At 56.0% G+C, this 18,414-nt stretch carries 13 protein-coding genes; 10 read left to right on the top strand and 3 right to left on the bottom strand.

Going from position 1 to position 18,414, the window contains the following annotated elements; translation table 11 throughout:
• Positions 1-4: 4 nt before the first annotated feature.
• Both uvrA and LA756_RS18295 read left to right on the top strand, forming a co-directional pair.
• On the top strand, positions 5-7,024 hold the full coding sequence (uvrA, locus tag LA756_RS18300; RefSeq protein WP_224436170.1) for an excinuclease ABC subunit UvrA: 7,020 nt from the start codon (positions 5-7) through the stop codon (positions 7,022-7,024).
• A 337-nt stretch (positions 7,025-7,361) separates the two neighbouring features.
• On the top strand, positions 7,362-7,745 hold the full coding sequence (locus LA756_RS18295) for a CoA-binding protein (RefSeq protein WP_224436169.1): 384 nt from the start codon (positions 7,362-7,364) through the stop codon (positions 7,743-7,745).
• Positions 7,746-7,814: 69 nt separating this feature from the next.
• Here the strand turns inward: LA756_RS18295 and LA756_RS18290 are convergent, their stop codons facing one another.
• Positions 7,815-9,314 (bottom strand): hypothetical protein, encoded by a 1,500-nt coding sequence (locus LA756_RS18290; protein WP_224436168.1) that lies wholly within the window; start codon positions 9,312-9,314, stop codon positions 7,815-7,817.
• Between the two features lie 485 nt (positions 9,315-9,799).
• Here LA756_RS18290 and LA756_RS18285 point away from each other — a divergent pair, with 485 nt between their 5' ends.
• The 4 genes from LA756_RS18285 to LA756_RS18270 all read left to right on the top strand — a co-directional run bounded on the left by LA756_RS18285 (position 9,800) and on the right by LA756_RS18270 (position 12,875).
• On the top strand, positions 9,800-10,354 hold the full coding sequence (locus LA756_RS18285; protein WP_224436167.1) for a hypothetical protein: 555 nt from the start codon (positions 9,800-9,802) through the stop codon (positions 10,352-10,354).
• A 223-nt stretch (positions 10,355-10,577) separates the two neighbouring features.
• Entirely contained in the window at positions 10,578-10,778 is a 201-nt protein-coding gene (gene thiS, locus LA756_RS18280; protein WP_224436166.1) for a sulfur carrier protein ThiS, read from the top strand.
• The gene (locus LA756_RS18275) at positions 10,778-11,620 is read left to right on the top strand and encodes a thiazole synthase (protein ID WP_224436165.1); all 843 of its coding nucleotides are present in this window, start codon (positions 10,778-10,780) and stop codon (positions 11,618-11,620) included. Before thiS ends, LA756_RS18275 begins: the two co-directional genes overlap by 1 nt.
• A 55-nt stretch (positions 11,621-11,675) precedes the next feature.
• Entirely contained in the window at positions 11,676-12,875 is a 1,200-nt protein-coding gene (locus LA756_RS18270) for an FIST N-terminal domain-containing protein (protein ID WP_224436164.1), read from the top strand.
• Here LA756_RS18270 and LA756_RS18265 read toward each other — a convergent pair.
• On the bottom strand, positions 12,872-13,309 hold the full coding sequence (locus LA756_RS18265) for a hypothetical protein (RefSeq protein ID WP_224436163.1): 438 nt from the start codon (positions 13,307-13,309) through the stop codon (positions 12,872-12,874). The two genes, LA756_RS18270 and LA756_RS18265, sit on opposite strands and share 4 nt — an antisense overlap.
• Positions 13,310-13,480: 171 nt before the next feature.
• Between LA756_RS18265 and LA756_RS18260 the strand changes: the two genes are divergently transcribed.
• The 3 genes from LA756_RS18260 (at position 13,481) to LA756_RS18250 (ending at position 16,609) form a co-directional block, all read left to right on the top strand.
• Positions 13,481-13,915, top strand: coding sequence for a response regulator (locus LA756_RS18260; protein WP_224436162.1), 435 nt, complete (start codon positions 13,481-13,483; stop codon positions 13,913-13,915).
• 286 nt (positions 13,916-14,201) lie between these two features.
• A complete protein-coding gene (locus tag LA756_RS18255; RefSeq protein ID WP_224436161.1) occupies positions 14,202-16,157 on the top strand; it encodes a lipopolysaccharide assembly protein LapB in 1,956 nt (651 codons plus the stop codon).
• Positions 16,154-16,609, top strand: coding sequence for a DUF2752 domain-containing protein (locus LA756_RS18250; RefSeq protein ID WP_224436160.1), 456 nt, complete (start codon positions 16,154-16,156; stop codon positions 16,607-16,609). The genes LA756_RS18255 and LA756_RS18250 overlap by 4 nt, the downstream gene beginning before the upstream one ends.
• A 63-nt stretch (positions 16,610-16,672) precedes the next feature.
• On the opposite strand, the gene LA756_RS18245 is transcribed toward LA756_RS18250, so the two are convergent.
• The gene (locus tag LA756_RS18245) at positions 16,673-17,290 is read right to left on the bottom strand and encodes a hypothetical protein (RefSeq protein ID WP_224436159.1); all 618 of its coding nucleotides are present in this window, start codon (positions 17,288-17,290) and stop codon (positions 16,673-16,675) included.
• 299 nt (positions 17,291-17,589) lie between these two features.
• Here LA756_RS18245 and LA756_RS18240 point away from each other — a divergent pair, with 299 nt between their 5' ends.
• Positions 17,590-18,390: an alpha/beta fold hydrolase gene (locus tag LA756_RS18240; protein WP_224436158.1), complete on the top strand. Its 801-nt coding sequence runs from the start codon at positions 17,590-17,592 to the stop codon at positions 18,388-18,390.
• The last annotated feature ends 24 nt before the right edge of the window (positions 18,391-18,414 follow it).

Here is an 18,414-nt window from a genome sequence, read left to right as displayed (position 1 = left end):
ATCTATGCCGGTTTCGGATATCGAAGTCAAAGGGGCCCGCGAACACAACTTGCGCGAGGTCACGCTGACGCTTCCTCGCAACAAACTGATTTGCCTGACCGGCGTAAGCGGTAGCGGCAAAAGTTCGCTGGCGTTCGATACGATTTACGCGGAAGGCCAACGGCGTTACGTCGAGAGCCTGTCCAGCTATGCGCGCCAATTTATGGGGCAAATGCCCAAGCCCGATGTCGATTACATCGGCGGCTTGACCCCCAGTATCTCGATTTCGCAGAAGACAACGAGCAACAATCCCCGCAGTACCGTCGGTACGATTACGGAGATTTACGACTACCTGCGGGTGATCTTCTCGAGGGTTGGGCAAGGTTTCTGCAGCGAATGCGGCAAGAAGCTGACGGCCCAGACGCGGGAACAAATCCTCGAACGAATCCTCGGGCAGGAAGAAGGAACCGCCTTTTCGGTTCTCGCTCCGCTCGTTCGAGGGCAAAAGGGTGAATTCAAAGATCTGTTCATCGACCTCTTGAAGCAAGGGTTCGTGCGTGCTCGTGTCGATGGCGAGATCATCCAGCTGAACGATGAATTGCAACTCGATCGCCAGATGCGACACAACATCGAGTTGGTCGTCGATCGAATCACGATTAAAGAAGGCATCCGCGGCCGCTTGGCGGAAGCAGTCGAACTGGCCCTGAAGATGGGCGAAGGTAGCCTGATCATCGCGCCGCGGGAAGAGGAAACCCCCGAAGGCGAGGAAGCTGCTCCGAAGAAGAAGCGTGCCAAAAGCAAACGCAGTAAAACAGCCGTCGCCGGCGACATGATGTTCTCGGTCGACTACGCATGTGTCGACTGTGGCATTTCGTATAGCCCGCCGACGCCGCAGTTGTTTAGCTTTAACTCGCCACAAGGGATGTGCCCGACGTGCGACGGCTTGGGCAAAGTGTACACGTTCGATCCGGAACTGTTGGTTCCCGACGTAACGCTTTCGTTCAAGCAAGGAGCGATCGAACTTCTGGGCAAGTGGAAAGAGTTGGGCCGATGGAAGCGTCATATCTACCAAGGTATGGCCGACACCATGGAGCGCAAGTACGACTTGGGCAAAGGGGCCATCCTGGAAACGGCCTGGCGAGACATGCCCAAAGATCACCACGACTATTTGTTGTGGGGCACCGGGGACGAGCACATCACGTTCACCTGGCGGGGCGGCAACAGCCCGCAGATGTACGGCGGAACCTACGGCGGGATTGTTCCCGACTTGTTGGAAAAGTACCGCAACACAAACTCAAAGCCGCAGCAGCGACAACTCGAAAAATACATGGCCACGGTCATTTGCCCGCAGTGCCATGGAGACCGATTGAACCCGCAAGCTCGCAGCGTAAAAGTGACCACGTCGAGCAAGTCGTTCGGCAAAGATGGCTCGCGGACGTTGCCACAGATTTGCCAACTTTCGATCCAGGAAGCCGCCGATTTCTTCCTCGATCTGGAACTTGACAACCTGTCGAAAAAGATCGCCGAAGAAGCGATCAAAGAAGTGCGTGGGCGACTCGGCTTTTTGCAGAACGTTGGGCTGGAATACCTTACGCTCGACCGGACCGCTCCGACATTAAGTGGTGGTGAATCGCAGCGAATTCGTCTGGCCGGGCAAATCGGTTGCGGGCTCGTCGGTGTGACCTACATCCTCGACGAACCTTCGATCGGTCTTCATCCGCGGGACAACGACCGGCTGCTGGCTACGCTGAACGATCTGCGTGACCTCGGAAACACGGTGCTCGTTGTCGAGCATGACGAAGATACGATGCGCGTCGCCGACCACATCATCGACTTCGGTCCTGGGGCTGGCGTTCGCGGCGGATATGTCGTCGCCCAAGGTTCGGCCAAGCAGTTGGAAGCAGCCGAAGAAAGCATCACCGGGAAATTCCTTTCCGGCAAAGAGAAGATCGACATTCCTGAAACGCGCCGTCCTATCGGCGAGAAAAAACTCCGCATCGTCGGTGCTGCTCAGAACAACTTGAAGAACATTACCGCCGAGATTCCGCTGGGTGGTTTCGTCTGTATTACCGGGGCGAGTGGTAGCGGCAAGAGCTCGTTGATCAACGGGATTCTTGTCGAGGCCCTGCGTCGCGACTTGAATGGTGGGCTCGGCGAACCGGGCGAGCACGAACGCATCGAAGGGATCGAACATCTCGACAAGATGATCGCGATCGATCAAAGCCCGATCGGTCGTACGCCTCGAAGTAATCCGGCGACCTATATTAAAGTGTTCGACGAAATCCGCGACTTGTTCGCTCAGCTTCCCGAATCTCGCAAGCGTGGTTACAAGCCAGGGCGTTTCAGCTTCAACGTCGATGGCGGACGCTGCAGTGCCTGCGAAGGGAACGGGGCCAACAAGCTGGAGATGGACTTCCTGGCCGACATTTGGGTCACTTGCCCGGTTTGTGAAGGACATCGTTTCAATCGCGAAACACTGGAGATTTTGTTCAAGGACAAGTCGATTGCCGACATCCTCGAGATGGACGTGCAAGAGGCGCTCAAGACGTTCGAGAACGTTCCGAAGATCGCCACGAAGCTGCAAACGCTGCATGACGTCGGGCTCGATTACATCAAGCTCGGGCAGCCGTCGCCGACACTTTCCGGGGGTGAAGCACAGCGTATCAAGCTGGCCAAAGAGCTTTCCAAGCGAAGCACCGGCAAAACGTTGTACTTGCTGGACGAACCAACGACCGGGCTGCACTTCGCCGACACGAAGATGCTGCTGAAGGTGCTGCACAACTTCGCCGATGCCGGCAATACGGTGCTTGTCGTCGAGCATAACTTGGACGTGATCAAGACGGCTGACTGGGTCGTCGATCTTGGCCCCGACGGCGGTATCAACGGTGGAACCATCGTGGCGGAAGGAACGCCTGAGGATGTCGCCGCGGTGAAAGAATCGCACACCGGGCAGGCCCTCGAACCGCTCCTGCAAGGCAAGACAAGCCGCGCCGTGGCCGAGATCAAACGTGCCGCCAAACAGTCGCAGCAAACGGCCAAAGCACTGGCCAAGAGAATCGACGTTCGCGGTGCCAAGATGCACAACTTGAAGGACGTCAGTGTTGGCATCGATCGTGACAAGATGACTGTCTTCTGTGGTCCGAGCGGTAGCGGTAAAAGCTCGCTCGCGATGGATACGATCTATGCCGAAGGGCAGCGCCGTTACGTCGAAAGCCTGAGCGCCTATGCACGGCAATTCGTCGGGCAGATGCAGAAACCGAAGGTCGATCATATCGAAGGTTTGTCGCCGGCGATCGCAATCGAGCAGAAAAACCTCGGCAAGTCGCCACGTTCGACGGTTGGTACCGTTACTGAAATTTACGATTACCTTCGCGTGCTGATGAGCCGACTCGGCGTGCCGCATTGCCCTGACTGCGACATCCCGATCAAGACTCAAACGTCGACGCAGATCACCGACAAAGTCTTGCAGGAAGAGGAGGGGACGAAGCTGTTCCTGCTTGCCCCGCGTCACCTCGACACAGGGCAGCAATATTCCGACTTGTGGGAAGAGCTGAAAGCGGCTGGCTATCAGCGTATTCGTGTCGACGGCGTGGTGCACACAATCGATCGCATGCCGAAGATCGACCGTCGCCGTAAGCACGACGTCGAAGTGGTCGTCGACCGTATCGTTGTTCGCCAGGATGCTCGTCCTCGAATTGCCGACAGCGTGGAAATCGCGTTGAGCCAGTCCGGCGGCGTACTTGTCCTCGCGTACGCGGAAGAAGATGTTCCGGAAGCGCATTGGCGGACCAAACGTTTGAGCCAAAAGCTTTCGTGCGAATCGTGCGACCGGAGCTTCGATCCGCTTTCGCCGCACAACTTTTCGTTCAACAGTTACTTGGGCTGGTGTCCTGACTGCGAAGGCTTAGGCACACAAACCGGCGCCGACCCGACCGCTTTGCTGAGCGATCCGAAACGTAGCCTGGCCGAAGGGGCCCTGCGTTTGTGGCCCGATCTGAAATCGCCGACCGCGATGAAGATGCTCGAGGCGATCTGCCATAAGAACAAGATCCCGATCGACGTTCCGTTTGAACAGCTCGGAGCCCGACAGCGACGAATTATCCTGCATGGTACTGGCGACACGGCGTACGACATCTACGCGGACGAGAAGAAGACAAACCTCGAATTCCGTTTTCAGTTCAAAGGTTTGTACCCAGCGTTGGAAGATGCTTCGCGGTTGAGTCCTTCGTTCCGCGGCCAGCTCGAATCGTTAGTGGCGGAAGTGGAATGCACCACGTGCGACGGTTCACGTCTGCGTGACGATGCTTCCGCCGTTCGCTTCCGTAAGAAGTCGATGCGTGATTTGACCAGCATGCCGTTGGCAGAACTGCTGGAGTTCCTTCGTGCAACGAAGCTCAAGAAGCGGGAAACTAAGATCGCCGGTGAGTTGCTTCGCGAGATCGATAGCCGTGTGCAGTTCCTGCTTGATGTCGGTCTCGATTACTTGACCCTTCGCCGCACGGCTCCGACACTTTCGGCCGGGGAAGCCCAACGTATTCGTTTGGCCAGCCAGCTTGGCAGCGGACTGTGCGGGGTGCTGTATGTGCTCGACGAACCGACGATTGGTCTTCACCCACGCGACAACCGTCGGCTTCTGAAGGCACTGCATCGCCTCCGCGATCTCGGCAATACGCTGCTGGTCGTGGAACATGATCAAGAGGTGATCGAAGGGAGCGATCGCTTGATCGACTTCGGACCTCAGGCTGGTCGCCATGGCGGAACGATTGTCGCCGAAGGCACCCCAAAGCAGATCGCCAAAGCCGTGGGATCGGTGACCGGTCCTTACGTCTCCGGGAAGCAGGCCATTTATGCACCGACCAATCGTCGCATGATGTCGATCGCCCAGAATTCGGACGAAGATGTCATCGCCGATTTCACCAGTCCTTCCGGCGAATGGCTGGAGATTGTCGGAGCGAACCATCGCAACTTACGAAATGTGAACGTCTCGATTCCACTGGGGGCATTCGTTGCCATCGGCGGGCCGAGCGGTAGCGGTAAGAGTACGTTGGTTCAGGACATTCTGTACAACACGCTGGCTCGTCGGCTGCACCGCGCGTCGACAATTCCTGGGGCTCACGATGCCCTGCGCGGCATTGAGAATATCAACAAGGTGATTCGCGTCGATCAACAGCCAATCGGCAACAGCCCTAGCTCGAACCCGGCCACGTACACCGGCGTGTTCGATTTGATTCGCGAACTGTTCGCCCAATTGCCTGATGCCAAAGTACGTGGGTACACAGCTCGCCGATTCAGCTTCAATGTTGAAGGGGGCCGCTGTGAGGATTGCCAAGGGATGGGGCAAAAGTGTATCGAGATGCACTTCCTGCCGGACGTTTGGGTGACGTGTGAAACGTGCGAAGGTCGTCGCTACAACGAAGAAACCCTGGCGGTTAAATTCCACGGCAAGACGATCTCGGAAGTGCTCGAGATGTCGTGCGGTCAGGCCCTGCAGTTATTCGAGAACATCCCCAAGATTCGCCGGACCCTGCAAACGCTGTGCGATGTGGGTCTCGACTATGTCACCCTCGGTCAGTCCGCTCCGACACTTTCCGGCGGGGAAGCCCAGCGTGTGAAATTGGCTTCGGAACTTGCTCGCCCTGATACTGGACGGACGTTGTACCTTTTGGACGAACCGTCGACGGGGCTGCACTTCGAAGACTTGAAGAAGCTGCTGGATGTGTTCAATCGCCTGGTCGATCTTGGCAACACGGTGATTGTGATCGAGCACAACCTCGACATCTTGAAGCAAGCCGACTGGCTTATCGAGATGGGTCCAGAAGCTGGTCAAGCTGGCGGTCAAGTCGTTACCGTCGGTACCCCGGAAGATGTCGTGGCGTACTCGCGGTCGTTCACCAAGCTGGCCAAAAAGCAGAAGAGCGACGAGTCGACGCTGACCGACGAAGGGGGCATGACATGGCTGCGAAGTCATACCGGCGAAGCCCTTGGCCCCGTACTGGATGCCGCGCCCCGCGAAGAGCGACCGCTGTATGATCCCCATGCCGCGGAAGCTGAGAAAGAAGGGGACCTCGACATCGACGATGTCGGTGCCCAGATTCAAATGCCGTGGGAACTGGACGGACGACGTTGGCACACCAAAGAACGTGTCGGCCGTGACGGACAGCCATGCAACTGGGACGGCAAGATCCTCGCTGAAGTGGTCGATCGAATCCAATCGACCGAATCGTTCAGCGATCCGAACTGGAATTCCCGAACAATCGTCGAAATTGCCGCGAACAAAAAATCGGACGGCTGGTTCTTCCATGGCATCACCGGCGAAAGCTGGCTGCTGAAAATGAAGTTCCGCGTGATGAAGGGAACGTTCAACAAGTACGAACTTCCTCAGGAGCTTGATCTGCCGACGCTGAACCAGATGGACGACTTGCCGATCTACAGCAACGATCCTCGCGTGAAGGTAAAGAACCTGCGAGGGCCGTTCCAGGAAGTCGAGATCCGTGCTCATAGCTGGCAAGAGATCAACAAGCCAGAGTTCTGGAAGTTTGTCGACGACGCGATTGTCGGCTTCCAGAAGTACGAAGCGACGATCAACCAAGATGTTGAAAGCCACATGCCATGGAAGAAGCTCGGCGAGAAATGGCATCTCTCGCGCAAGGGCTTCCCGCCAGGCAAGAAGGTCGCGTGGGAGCAGTCGCTTCTGGAAGAAGTGATCGAACTGCTGAAGGATGTCGCCCCACAAGGCGAGATCCTTTGGAACAACCAGGTCCTGATCAACATGATGGTCCCTGGTAAACGTACCGCTTGGGCCGTGGTGACGACGAAAAAGCCGGAACATATCCGCTTGGAATTGAAGTCTCCCCAAGCGTCCACTACGCAGGGAAAAATTGCGGAATTTGGTCACGAGCCAAGTGTGGAGCAGTCACGAACCGGCGAAGAAATCGTGCGACTTCATTTCCGTAGCGATGCCGACCTTGGCAAAGGCAATTTGAAAGCGTTTTTGGAAGAGCACCTCAAAGGTGTAGATTCCTCTGGTCAGCAATCGCTCCTCTAAAGTCGACATTAAGACCACCCTCTTCCCCTTGCGCAAAAACGATCTTTTGCAGGGGAAGAAGGACGCGAAAATCCCGCCCGATCGCTACGAATTTCGGGCGGTGATCACTTTGAATAAATTGCAATTTCTTTTAATCATGGCCAGAGATTGATCGATGCGCGCAAGTTATTGCGTGGCCTTAATGTCCGTCAATTCAGGGTGGCGGACCTAAGGAATTTCGACGTTTGACGCCATGTGGATTCCCGTTATTAATGAAGGTCTAGGGCGGTCGCTGGCCAGGCGCATCTGGTCACTATTTTCTTCATGTCCCCCCCAATCTTCTTCGAGGAGAGCACTAATGATGTCGAAGCCAACTGTGGCCATTTTGGGTGCAAGTTCCGAGCGTTCCAAATACGGGAACAAGTCCGTCCGGGCTCATCTCGAGCGTGGGTACGACGTTTACCCTGTGAACCCCAAGGGTGGCCAGATCGAAGGTTTGAAGGTCTACACTTCGGTGAAAGATATCCCTGTCGAGCAGTTGGACCGCATCAGCGTTTACGTTCCACCGTCGGTCGGCATGAAGATGGTCAGCGACATCGCCTCGAAGCCTGTGAAAGAAGTCTTCTTCAATCCTGGCAGCGAAAGTGCTGAACTGCTGGAAGCGGCTCGCCAGCGCGGCATCGACCCGATCCAAGCCTGCAGCATTGTCAACGTCGGCGTCGTACCAAACACGATGGACTAGTCGACCGAATCGACTTCGCCCTGATTCAAATAGAAGAAAGCCGCGTTGTAGAACGCGGCTTTTTTTGTGCTATGCGGCTTGCTTTTCCGAGTCGCTTGGAGAGGTCCCTTGCCGATTTCTTTTCAGCCACCCCTCGCCGATCACGCGTAACGCCACGCGGTCTTCCAAGTTCGGCCGGAAGATCGTCAACAACATCAGCGGCATATACCACGCGATGTAGGTCGTGCCGTCGTTGGCATGCCAGAACTGGGCGGCCAACATCAGGCCTGCGGTACAGCTCAAAAGCGTGCCCAAGTTCTTCTGGGCCGGCCAGATAGCGAACGCAATCGATATCACGGCAAACGCGGCAAGTACCGGAATTCGGTAGGCATTCGAGTTGAAGTAATAGTTCCAGAACCCGGTGTATCCTTCGTCTCGCGGAAGCCATAGGCCAAACATCGCGCGGAACTGATTCAGGAACATATCGAAATCGGATGACGTAAACGCGAGCGACAGCGTTAGCACCAGCAACGTCGAGAGCACACCGATCAAGAACCTGGCCCGGCCACGTTCCCAGTAATAGCTGAACCAAAGCGGCAACAGGAACAATGGATAATACAGCGTTCCGATCGCAAACCCCATGAAAACGCCAGAGACCAGCGGAGTGCGGTAGAAGAAAATCGCCCACACCAACAGCGCCGCCGGCAAGACATGGTCAATCCGCCCGGTATAGACCGCCGCATAGGGGAGCAGGAAATAGAACATCGCTGCTCCGATCCCCATCTTTATGTTATCGAAGTGCCGATACCCGACGAGAATAATCCCTGCGATCAGGGCCATGTTCGCCAAGATAGCCATCGACTTGGTAACGATGACGGTGATCTTCTCGGTAGTCTCTAAGTCGGTCGGTTCCCCTTGCTGAGCCAATTGATACGTTGGAATCCGCGGCACGAGCAAAAGCATGCGATAGCCAGGACCAAAGTGCCGCAGCGACTCCTCGACTTCGTCAGGGCTACTCTTGGATGCCTCGCGAACGCCTCGTAAGTCGGCGTCGGACGGGCGGCCAACAATGACGTTAGTCATCAAGAAGATAAAAAGCGCGCACGTGATGAATGTCATCCCGCCGATGGTCAGGTTTGGTTCGAGCATCGGCCGGCGAACCATGGTGGGATCGACAAACAGTCGGATCACGATCAAGCCGCTCAGACAAAACAGCCAGATATAGCCTGCTTTCTCGAGTGTCTTTCCAATTTGAAGCAGTTCCTGCCGCGAAGGCCCTTCGGCGGCTTCTTCCCCTAGAGCGGCTACCGCTTGAACCGGAGGCGGTTTGTCGGCTTCGGCGTCTAACGGAGGTATCAACGGAGCCGTTTCCGCAGGCAAAGCAGGAATGCTTGTCGCACGGTTGATGCTTTGCTGGCCGAAATAAACCATGAGCAATCCGGGCGACAACGCAAGAATCAGCAAGATATCCAGATTGCGCACGCTCCAGACGCGATTGAACTTAAAGTACAGTCCAATCACCAACAGCGACGACAGGTAGGCCCATGTCGTCGGGTTGACACTTTCGTATTGAAAGAGGATTTCGCGCATCAGCCGGTTGGGTCAGGATCCGACGGGGGTGTGCATTTCGCGTCGTGCGGCCGAACATGGAAGGACACGGCCGGATTGGCATCCGCCAGGTGCTATTATCATCGATTCGAATACCTGATTCCAAGCCCAACCCACGTCCGACTTGAAAGGAATCGCAAGAAGTTTGGCATCCATATGGGGTGTTCGTAACTTCAAGAAGAATACGTATTTCCGTTAAAAACGCAAGGACCAAACAAGATCGCCACGACGCCCCATCACGTCTCGCGCCGCTGAGGGCAAGCAGTCGTATTCTGGCCAAAACTTATCTCTGGCACATTAGGGAGAAACCTCGTACGATGTCGGTTGGTTAGGGCATTGACGCCAACGTTAGGTAATTCTTGGTCGAGCGATATCACGCAGGCTCTTGCCGCAAATCGCACTGCCAGGCCAACTTCGGGCCATCCTATTCGTCCCCCTTTTGATGGAACCCTTTGAGGAATCATTTCATGAAGCTCGATTCGACAACTCGTTTCTGGCTGGCTAGTTTCGCAGTGGGAAGTGCCATGACGGCGTTCGCCATCGTCGGCATGACGGTCGGCTTGCAATTTCGCTCGGACAACGCCGTCGAAATTCCAGTGAACGCCACGGCTAGTACGTGGAGCGAAACGATGTGCGCCGCTACCGGCCGCGTCGATGAAGAAATGGAAGGCCTATTCACGCTCGACGCATTGACCGGCGACTTGCAGTGTTCCGTCCTGAATGGCCGCACAACGAAGTTTGGTGGTCTTTTCCGTACGAATGTGCTTCAAGACATCGGTGCCGATGCCTCGAAGAAGCCCTCGTTCATGATCCTCACCGGTTTCGCTTCGTTCCCCGGCCAAGGGGGCAACACTCGTCCTGGCGACTGTGTCGTCTATGTTATCGACTCGACCACGGGACGATTTGCCGTCTACGGAGTGCCATGGCAGCGTTCGGTCGCCGCTCGTGGAGCACCGCAGCAAGGGGCGTTGATCTTGCTCGACACCGGAACCGCTCGAAACGTGATGATTCGCGATTCCTAATCGCCATGCCCACACATGATGCTATCAAAGGGCCTGTTTCCTGAAGGAGATGGGCCTTTTTCTTTTCCCTTGGCCTGCCTATTCCCTGCGAAAACAAGCAATCGCCAGGATCAGCCGGTTGTCGGAAGAAACCCTCTCGTCGTAAACTTGATCATGGTTTGCCGCTGGCCCAATTGGGTAGTTTTCTTTCGGTAAACCGGCCGATTGCCTGTTCGAGTGCTCCATGAAAATCCGCATCAATGAAGAGGAACGAGACATCGCCGACGGAGCTTCCGTGGCGGATGTGATCGCAACTCTTTCGCTCAACCCCAAATTCATCGCCGTCGAAGTCAACTTGGAACTTATTCCTCGGGACGAACACGCAACCCATACACTGACCGAAGGCGATCAGTTAGAAGTCGTAACCCTTGTTGGAGGTGGCTAATGAGTCTCGCCGAAACGAGCACCAGCGATGCCCCTCTCGTTTTGGGCACGCACACGCTGCAAAGTCGTTTGATTGTTGGCACTGGGAAGTACGACACCCTGGAACTGATGCAGCAATCGTTGGAAGCCTCTGGCAGCCAATGCGTGACGGTCGCTGTGCGGCGCGAGAAGCTGTACGATCCGACCGGTCGCAATCTGCTCGATTACATCGACTTCCACCGCTACACTCTGCTTCCCAACACGGCCGGGTGCTACAACGCTCGCGACGCCGTTCGAACGGCGAAGCTCGGACGCGAAATCTTGCTCGGCTTGGAAAACCCCGGCGCCGACTGGGTCAAACTGGAAGTCTTAGCCGATACGAAGACGTTGCTGCCCGATCCTGTCGAGACCGTTCTGGCTTGCGAACAACTGGTGGAACTTGGCTTTCAGGTTCTTTGCTATACGACTGACGACCCTGTCATCGCGAAACGATTGAAGGAAGTCGGTGCGACCGCGGTGATGCCAGCCGGCAGCCCAATCGGTTCCGGACAAGGCATCCTGAACCCGAACAACATTAGGATCTGCATGGAGTATCTCAAAGGGGAAGATCCTGACTATCCAGTGATCGTGGATGCCGGTGTCGGGACGGCCAGCGATGTTGCGTTTGCGATGGAACTGGGGGTCGATGGCGTGCTGCTGAACACTGCCATTGCCCATGCCAAGGATCCTGTGCGTATGGCCCATGCAATGCGGAATGCCACCGAAGCAGGTCGACTCGCGTTTCAATCAGGCCGAATCCCTCGCCGTTTATATGCTTCGGCAAGCAGCCCGGAAGAAGGCGTCATCGGTCGCACGCGACGATAGTTTCCGCTCTCCCGTTTTCTCGCGCCGAGAACCCTTTATCCCATAGGCAAGCACCATGACGAAGCCGCAACCTAAATTCGCCGCGGCACTTTCCGTTCACGATAAAACGGAAGAGGCCCTTGCCGAAGTCATTCGCGAAGCACTCGATGCGTTAGCTGCGCCAGTTGACCTGGCGATGGTTTTCGTTTCCCAGCATCATGCGCCACATGTCGAAACAGTCGCTAAAGAGCTGACTCGATTACTTGGCACCAGCAACGTTCTCGGCTGCACCGGTGAGTCGATCATCGGCGAGTCACGAGAAGCGGAAGATACGCCTGCGATCAGTTTGTGGTTGGCCCACCTACCACAAACGACGATCGTTCCGATGCACCTCGAATTTCAGCGAACGGCCGATGGCGGTTCGATCGTCGGCTGGTCTGACGAGCTTCCAACGCAATGGCCGAAAGACTCGTGCGCCATCCTGCTTGGCGAACCGTTTAGTTTTCCCGCAGACTTGATGCTGGAACGCATCAACGAAGATCAGCCAGGCATTCCGGTAATCGGCGGCATGGCCAGCGGAAGTTATCAACCTGGTGAGAACCGTTTGATCCTAGGCGACCGCGTATTGGAATCGGGCGGCGTGGTGATTTACCTGCATGGGAACGTACGCGTTCGTACGATCGTATCGCAAGGCTGCCGCCCCATCGGCGATCCGTTCATCATCACCAAAGCAGAACGCAATGTCATCCATGAACTGGGCGGCCACCCGGCGCTGAAACAGCTTGAGAACATCTACAAGACATTGCCGGTCACCGATCAACAGTTGGTCAGTCGCGGACTGCATATCGGACGTGTTGTCGACGAATATCAATCGGAACGCAGCCAAGGCGACTTCATCGTCCGCAATGTTGTTGGTATCGAAAAAGAAACCGGAGCGTTAATGATCGGCGATTACGTCAAGCCGGGACAGACGGTCCAGTTCCACGTGCGGGACGAGTTTTCTGCGTCGGCTGAACTCAAGCAGTTAGCCGCCGAGATGAAGAAGAATGGTTCGTCACCTACATCCGTGCTGACGTTTACCTGCAACGGTCGCGGATCGAAATTGTTTAGCGAACCGCATCACGACGCGACTTGCTTGAGCAAAGCCTTCGGTAAGATCCCGAACGCGGGCTTCTTTGCCGCAGGAGAAATCGGCCCAGTCGCCGGTCGGAATTTCCTACATGGATTCACCGCCAGCGTTGCTGTGCTGGAACCGTGTGAAGAAAACGAATCTTAGCGAGCCGCTTGTTCGAGAATTTTCAGTTCCAGTTCCAACAGTCGCCGTTGGTCTTGATGGAAACGCTCGAGCAGCGACTTCTCTTCGATCAAGTTTTTAAGATGCTCTTCCGCTTCGACCTGAGCGACTTTGACATGTTCTAACTGTCCGAACAGCGGAGCCGAGTACTTAAACTTGGTAAACTGTTGGTATTCGGCGTGCTGCCGTTGGAGCGATTCGACGCGGGCTTTGGCGATGTTGATTTTTGAATTCAGGAGCCGGCGCTTCAACGGATACTCTTGCCCTTCGTACAATTTGATCCGCAGTCGGGCCGCTTCGATTTCGGGCGAAAGACCTGCCGGAGAGGCCGCCTGAGCGAGGATGCAGAGGACGAACAGCATCTTCGTTACGACGATCAGTACAGTCGGAATGCGAACCAGAAGGCGGTAATTCACAGCAATAGGTCCTGTAAGCAGGGGCGAAAGGTCTTCATTCCAGCCTAATTACGGCCCGGAAAACCTCAAGCGATTTCCCTAACTGCTGTGCGATCCACCGTTTCCGCAATGCGTTCGGGGTTCTATAATCACGGGATTGAGTTGCCCATCCGGGATATGTTGAGGAGTGCCATGTCGGACAGCTACAAGATATTGATTGCCGACGACAATCAAGCCAATGTTGAACTGCTAGAGGCCTACCTGGCCAGCGTCGATTGCGAGACGGAAATCGCGGTCAACGGCCAAGATACGCTCGATAAAGTTGCCAGCTTCAAGCCTGATTTGATCCTGCTGGATGTCATGATGCCGAAGCTGAGCGGCTTCGAGGTTTGCAAGCAGCTGAAAGCCGATCCGTCGACCAAAGGTATTATGATACTTATGGTTACGGCGCTGAACGAACTGGGGGATATCGAACGGGCCGTCTCCGCAGGGACCGACGATTTCCTCTCCAAGCCGGTCAATCGCATCGAGCTTACCAAGCGAGTCGAGAACATGCTCCGGCTCAAAAATGTCGAGAACGAGAACGAACGGCTTCGCCAGTACATCGAGCAAATGGAAAACAGCTAAACCCCTCACCAGGGGCATTTTTCAGTGCAAACTGGGGCAACCTTTCGCCGTACTTGGCGTATAACTCGCGAACTTTTGTTGTACGCTTGTGCAATACTTCGTTACAATTAAGTAATAACCGGGAAAATGAGCGATCGGCGGCTCGTTTTCCCTTGCCAAATTGCCTCGCTCGTCACGGCTTTGTATTTCCCCCCGTCCTGGCCTGACTTCCTACTCTTGCCTTGTTTCGAGCTTGCCCCGACAGGTATCCTTAAGGGGTACCTTTTATCACGGCGAGGAATGATCTATGCCTTGGAATCTACGGCTCGGCTTTGTGATGGCCGCGGTCTGTTTGTCGACGCTCGGAACGTGGGCCGTCACGCCTGCTTATTCGCAGTCGGCATCGACGCCTGATCCGACGAAAGTCGAAGCCCTCATCACGCAACTGGGCGATCGCAACTTCACCGTTCGCGAACGTGCTCAGTCGGAACTCGCGCGGATGGGGATCGCTGCGTTCGATCAGCTCTTTGGCGCCATGCGGGACCCCGACCTAGAAATCGCTCGCAGGTCTCAATATCTCATTCGCAGTGTCGAAATCGAATGGATGCGACCAGAGTTCTCGGAAGAGGTCAACGCTTACCTCAATCGTTACGGCAACTTGAACGTCGAGAACCGTCGCAGCCGTATCGGCGAGCTCTCGCGACTGCACACACTCGATGCCCTGAGCGCGCTGTGCCGCATCAGCCGGTACGACGTTTCGGAAGTTCTCTCCAAGGAAGCTGCTCTTGCCGCGGCCATTCAATTTCAAAACGCGACCGGCGAAGAGAAAGACAACATCGCCGGCGTCATCACCAGCCGCATTGGTGATAGCCCCCGCGTTGGTCCCAGTTGGCTGAAAGTGTTTCGCACCAGTCTCGACGAACCTTCGGCAGCCATCGCGCAGTGGGAAAAGCAGATCACCGACGAGATCGATCTCTTCACCACGCGGCCGTCGCTTACCAGTCAAAAGGTCGTGCTCGATCTCGTTCGCTGGCAAGTCGATCAGCTTCGCCGCGACGACAAACAGGACGAAGCCCTCGCCGCGATGCAAGATGTCATTCGCATCAGCGTCAAATTCTCGGAAAGAGAACTGCTCGATCTGACCACGTGGTTCCTCGACCGAAACGGTCCTTCGGTCGTTGGTGAATTGGCCGCGTTCCACGCCAAGAATAAGCCCGTGCTGGACAACATGCCGATCGGCGGTCCATTCGGCGAAAACGCGTTGCTGCTCTATCTGCTCGCCGAATCGGAGTTGGTCCGAGACAACGTCGATAAAGCGGAAGAGTATGCCAAAGCGGCCCTCAGCATCGAACCTGATTCGTATGACAGCCATTACAACGTTGCTGATGCACTGCAAGAGCGGGGCACGTTCCGCTGGACTCGCAACGAATACCAATACGTCATCGACCAGAACGACATCATGGATCGCAGTTCGATGCTCGCCCGAATGCAGCTGGGCGAACTCGAAAATGATCTCGGCGATCCCGAACAAGCCGCCGCCGTCATGTGGCCCTGGGTCGAAGCAATCGAGAAACGTTACGGTCCCAATAACCCGATCGACTCGGATCGAGACGAAATTGCTTCGCGGTTTTTAGCTCGCAGCTATTTGTTCCGCGCGGCGGCTGCCGAAAAGAAGGGAGACCTGGCCGCAGCGAAAAAGGACATCGACAAGGCCCTCAAATATTACGAGGACGAAGCAGACGTTCTGATCGCCGCTTATCGCATCGGCCAAAAAGACGACATGTGGAAGGCGAAAGCGAAAGAACACATCGACCACACCATCGAGTTTTACAAACCGTTCGTCGAGAAGTTCCAGAAGCAGTACGAGATCTTCAAGCAGAACAGCCGCGGCGACGACTTCATGGGCACCCAAGGTTCGCAAATGGCCAACTACTGCAACCAGTACGCCTGGCTCGTCTGCAACACCTACGGTGACTTCGATCATGCGATTGAAGCAAGCGAGCTTTCGTTGGAAATGCAGCCTGGCAACGGAGCCTACCTCGACACGCTCGCCCATTGTCATGCCGCGAAGAAAGATTGGGGCGCGGCGGTCAAATATCAGCGGATGGCCGTCATGCAGTATCCTCACTCCGGCATGATCCGTCGCAAGTATGTCGAGTTCGCCGAGAAGTGCGAAGCGAACAACATCGAGTACGAATCGATCGAACTGCAAGCGAGCCCCGACACGCACTTCCCCGGCCAGCAAGAGAAGGGCAAACTGTGAGTTCTTCGTCGGTAGCGATGCCGCTGGAAAGCGACCTCAATCGGCCGAACTGGACGTTTCAGATCCTGTTGCTGGTGGTCGCCACGGCGGTTGTTGCACTCTCGTTTCTGCTTTACGTCGATGGTCCGGTGAATGTCGTCATTCCGTGGCTGAACATTCCCTTGCCAGGCACGTGCAGCATGCGCCGCGTGGCGGGGATCGACTGCCCCGGCTGTGGCCTGACGCGTAGCTTCGTCTCGCTCGCGCACGGCCATTGGCAAGCCTCGCTCGCATTCAACCCGGCCGGGCTGCTGCTGTTCCCGATGGTTGCCTTTCAAATCCCGTATCGCATCGCCCAACTATGGCGACTCTCCCGCGGCCTTCGCCCCTGGAACCTCAGCACCGCCTCGTTCTGGCTCTGGGGCCTGATCGGAGTAATCCTGCTGATTCAGTGGATCAGCAAACTGATCTAACGCCGAGTGTTGGCAAACCTGATTCAGCGTCCAGGTGCCATGCTGTCGTCTTCGTCGGCATGCTTACGGCTCTTGCCACAGCTTGACACTGGAAAGGGGACGCCAGAAATCTTCGTCTTCTGCTTCGTAGCCTAGCGCCGCCAAATAACGGTAGATCGTTCCTCGGTTCAAGCGATCTCGCACAAGTCGTTGGTTGTACCGCTCTGGTTCCTCGAATGGCAACGGACTGCCGGTTTCGACGAAGTCCCATTTGCCTCGCTCGTTGTTGCCCAGGGCAATTTCACGACGTGTCTCCTGCAGATAATACCGAAAGCTGGCACCTTTCCAGGGTAGCGATGGGTGATCCCCAATGCTCACATGACACCACAGGTGCGAACTAAACTTGGAAACTTTCGAGACGGAGAAACTCATTCCGTCGGAACTGTTCGACATGAAGATGGTATGACCGGCTCGGTTCTGCGGCTCCCACAGAATGCAAACCAAAGGACGCCATCCCATTTCCGGGACATCGGTGTACGCTTCTACCCAATCGTATTTGCCTGACTCGACATGGTAGATCGACGGAGGCCCAAATCGAAGCGGAGAAGGACGAGAAAACCTTTCGACAATATAGTCAGCCACTTCGGCCGGCGGCGCGCTGACGACGTTGAATACAAGTTTTCGAAACTGCAATGGATGCATTCGTCAGGTTTCCACGCACGGTTGTTCAGGGTGCCATGCCGTTGTCTTCGTCGGCATGTCTTTTTGGTTGTAACACGAACACAACCGTCTTTTCTATTCGATACACAAACGTTTATGTTCGCCGTTCACGTATCTCGCATGCCCACGCGGACGTGAGCATCGCACCCAGGTCGAACGTTACGTTTGGTTGTCGTGCAAACGATGCCGGACCGGAGCGACTGGGGGTTTAATCGGCGGGGGGACATCTGCGACAATGGGTAGTCGTATTTTCACCATGATCGAAGCTGGGAGCGATTCCGATGGATCAGACGTTGCAGATAGGCGACACCTCGTTTTTTGTTCGCATGCAAGGGGAGGGGAGTCCGCTGTTGCTGGTGCATGGCTTTCCGCTGGACCATCGCATGTGGAACGAGGTGATCGAACCGCTTGCGGAAGAGCACTTGGTGATCGTGCCTGACTTGCGGGGGTTCGGGCAAAGCGACGGGTACCGCGAGTTGGTCTCGATGGAGATGTTTGCCGATGACCTGGCGGCGATGCTGGATGAACTGAACATCACCGAGCAGATCACCTTCGCCGGGCTGAGCATGGGTGGCTATATCGGCTGGCAAATGTGGCAGCGGCATCGCGATCGGCTGGCTCGGCTGGTGCTGCTTGATACCAGAGCGGTGGCCGACGACGAAGTCCAAGCTCGAGCGCGACGCGTGGCCGCGGAAAGCGTTTTAGCCAACGGCATGCAGGACGTGCCCAGCAACATGCTGCCGAAGCTGCTTGCCGAAAGCGCACGGAACGAAAAGCCTGCTGTGGTGAAGGCGCTGACCGAAATGATCTTGCAGCAAGATCCTCGCGCGGTCGCGGCGGCGCAGCGTGGCATGGCTCAGCGGCCAAGCGTGGAAAGCTGGTTGCCGCTGATCGAGTTGCCGGCGCTCGTCATCTGCGGCGAATCGGACGGAATCAGTCCACCGAGCGAAATGAAAAGCTTCGCCGAAAAGATACCAGGGGCGCAGTTCGTGGAAGTCCCAAACGCCGGGCACATGGTTCCCATGGAAAACCCAGCGGCCATGTGCGAAGCGATCTTACCGTTCTGTCGCGACTTGGGTTAGAGAGCTCAGCTCTGCGAATGGGCA

This window comes from Bremerella sp. TYQ1, assembly GCF_020150455.1.
In the GTDB taxonomy this organism is placed as follows: Bacteria; Planctomycetota; Planctomycetia; order Pirellulales; family Pirellulaceae; genus Bremerella; species Bremerella volcania_A.
The sequence above is the reverse complement of the archived record's forward strand: the minus strand, read 5'-3'. Positions and strand labels throughout refer to the sequence as shown.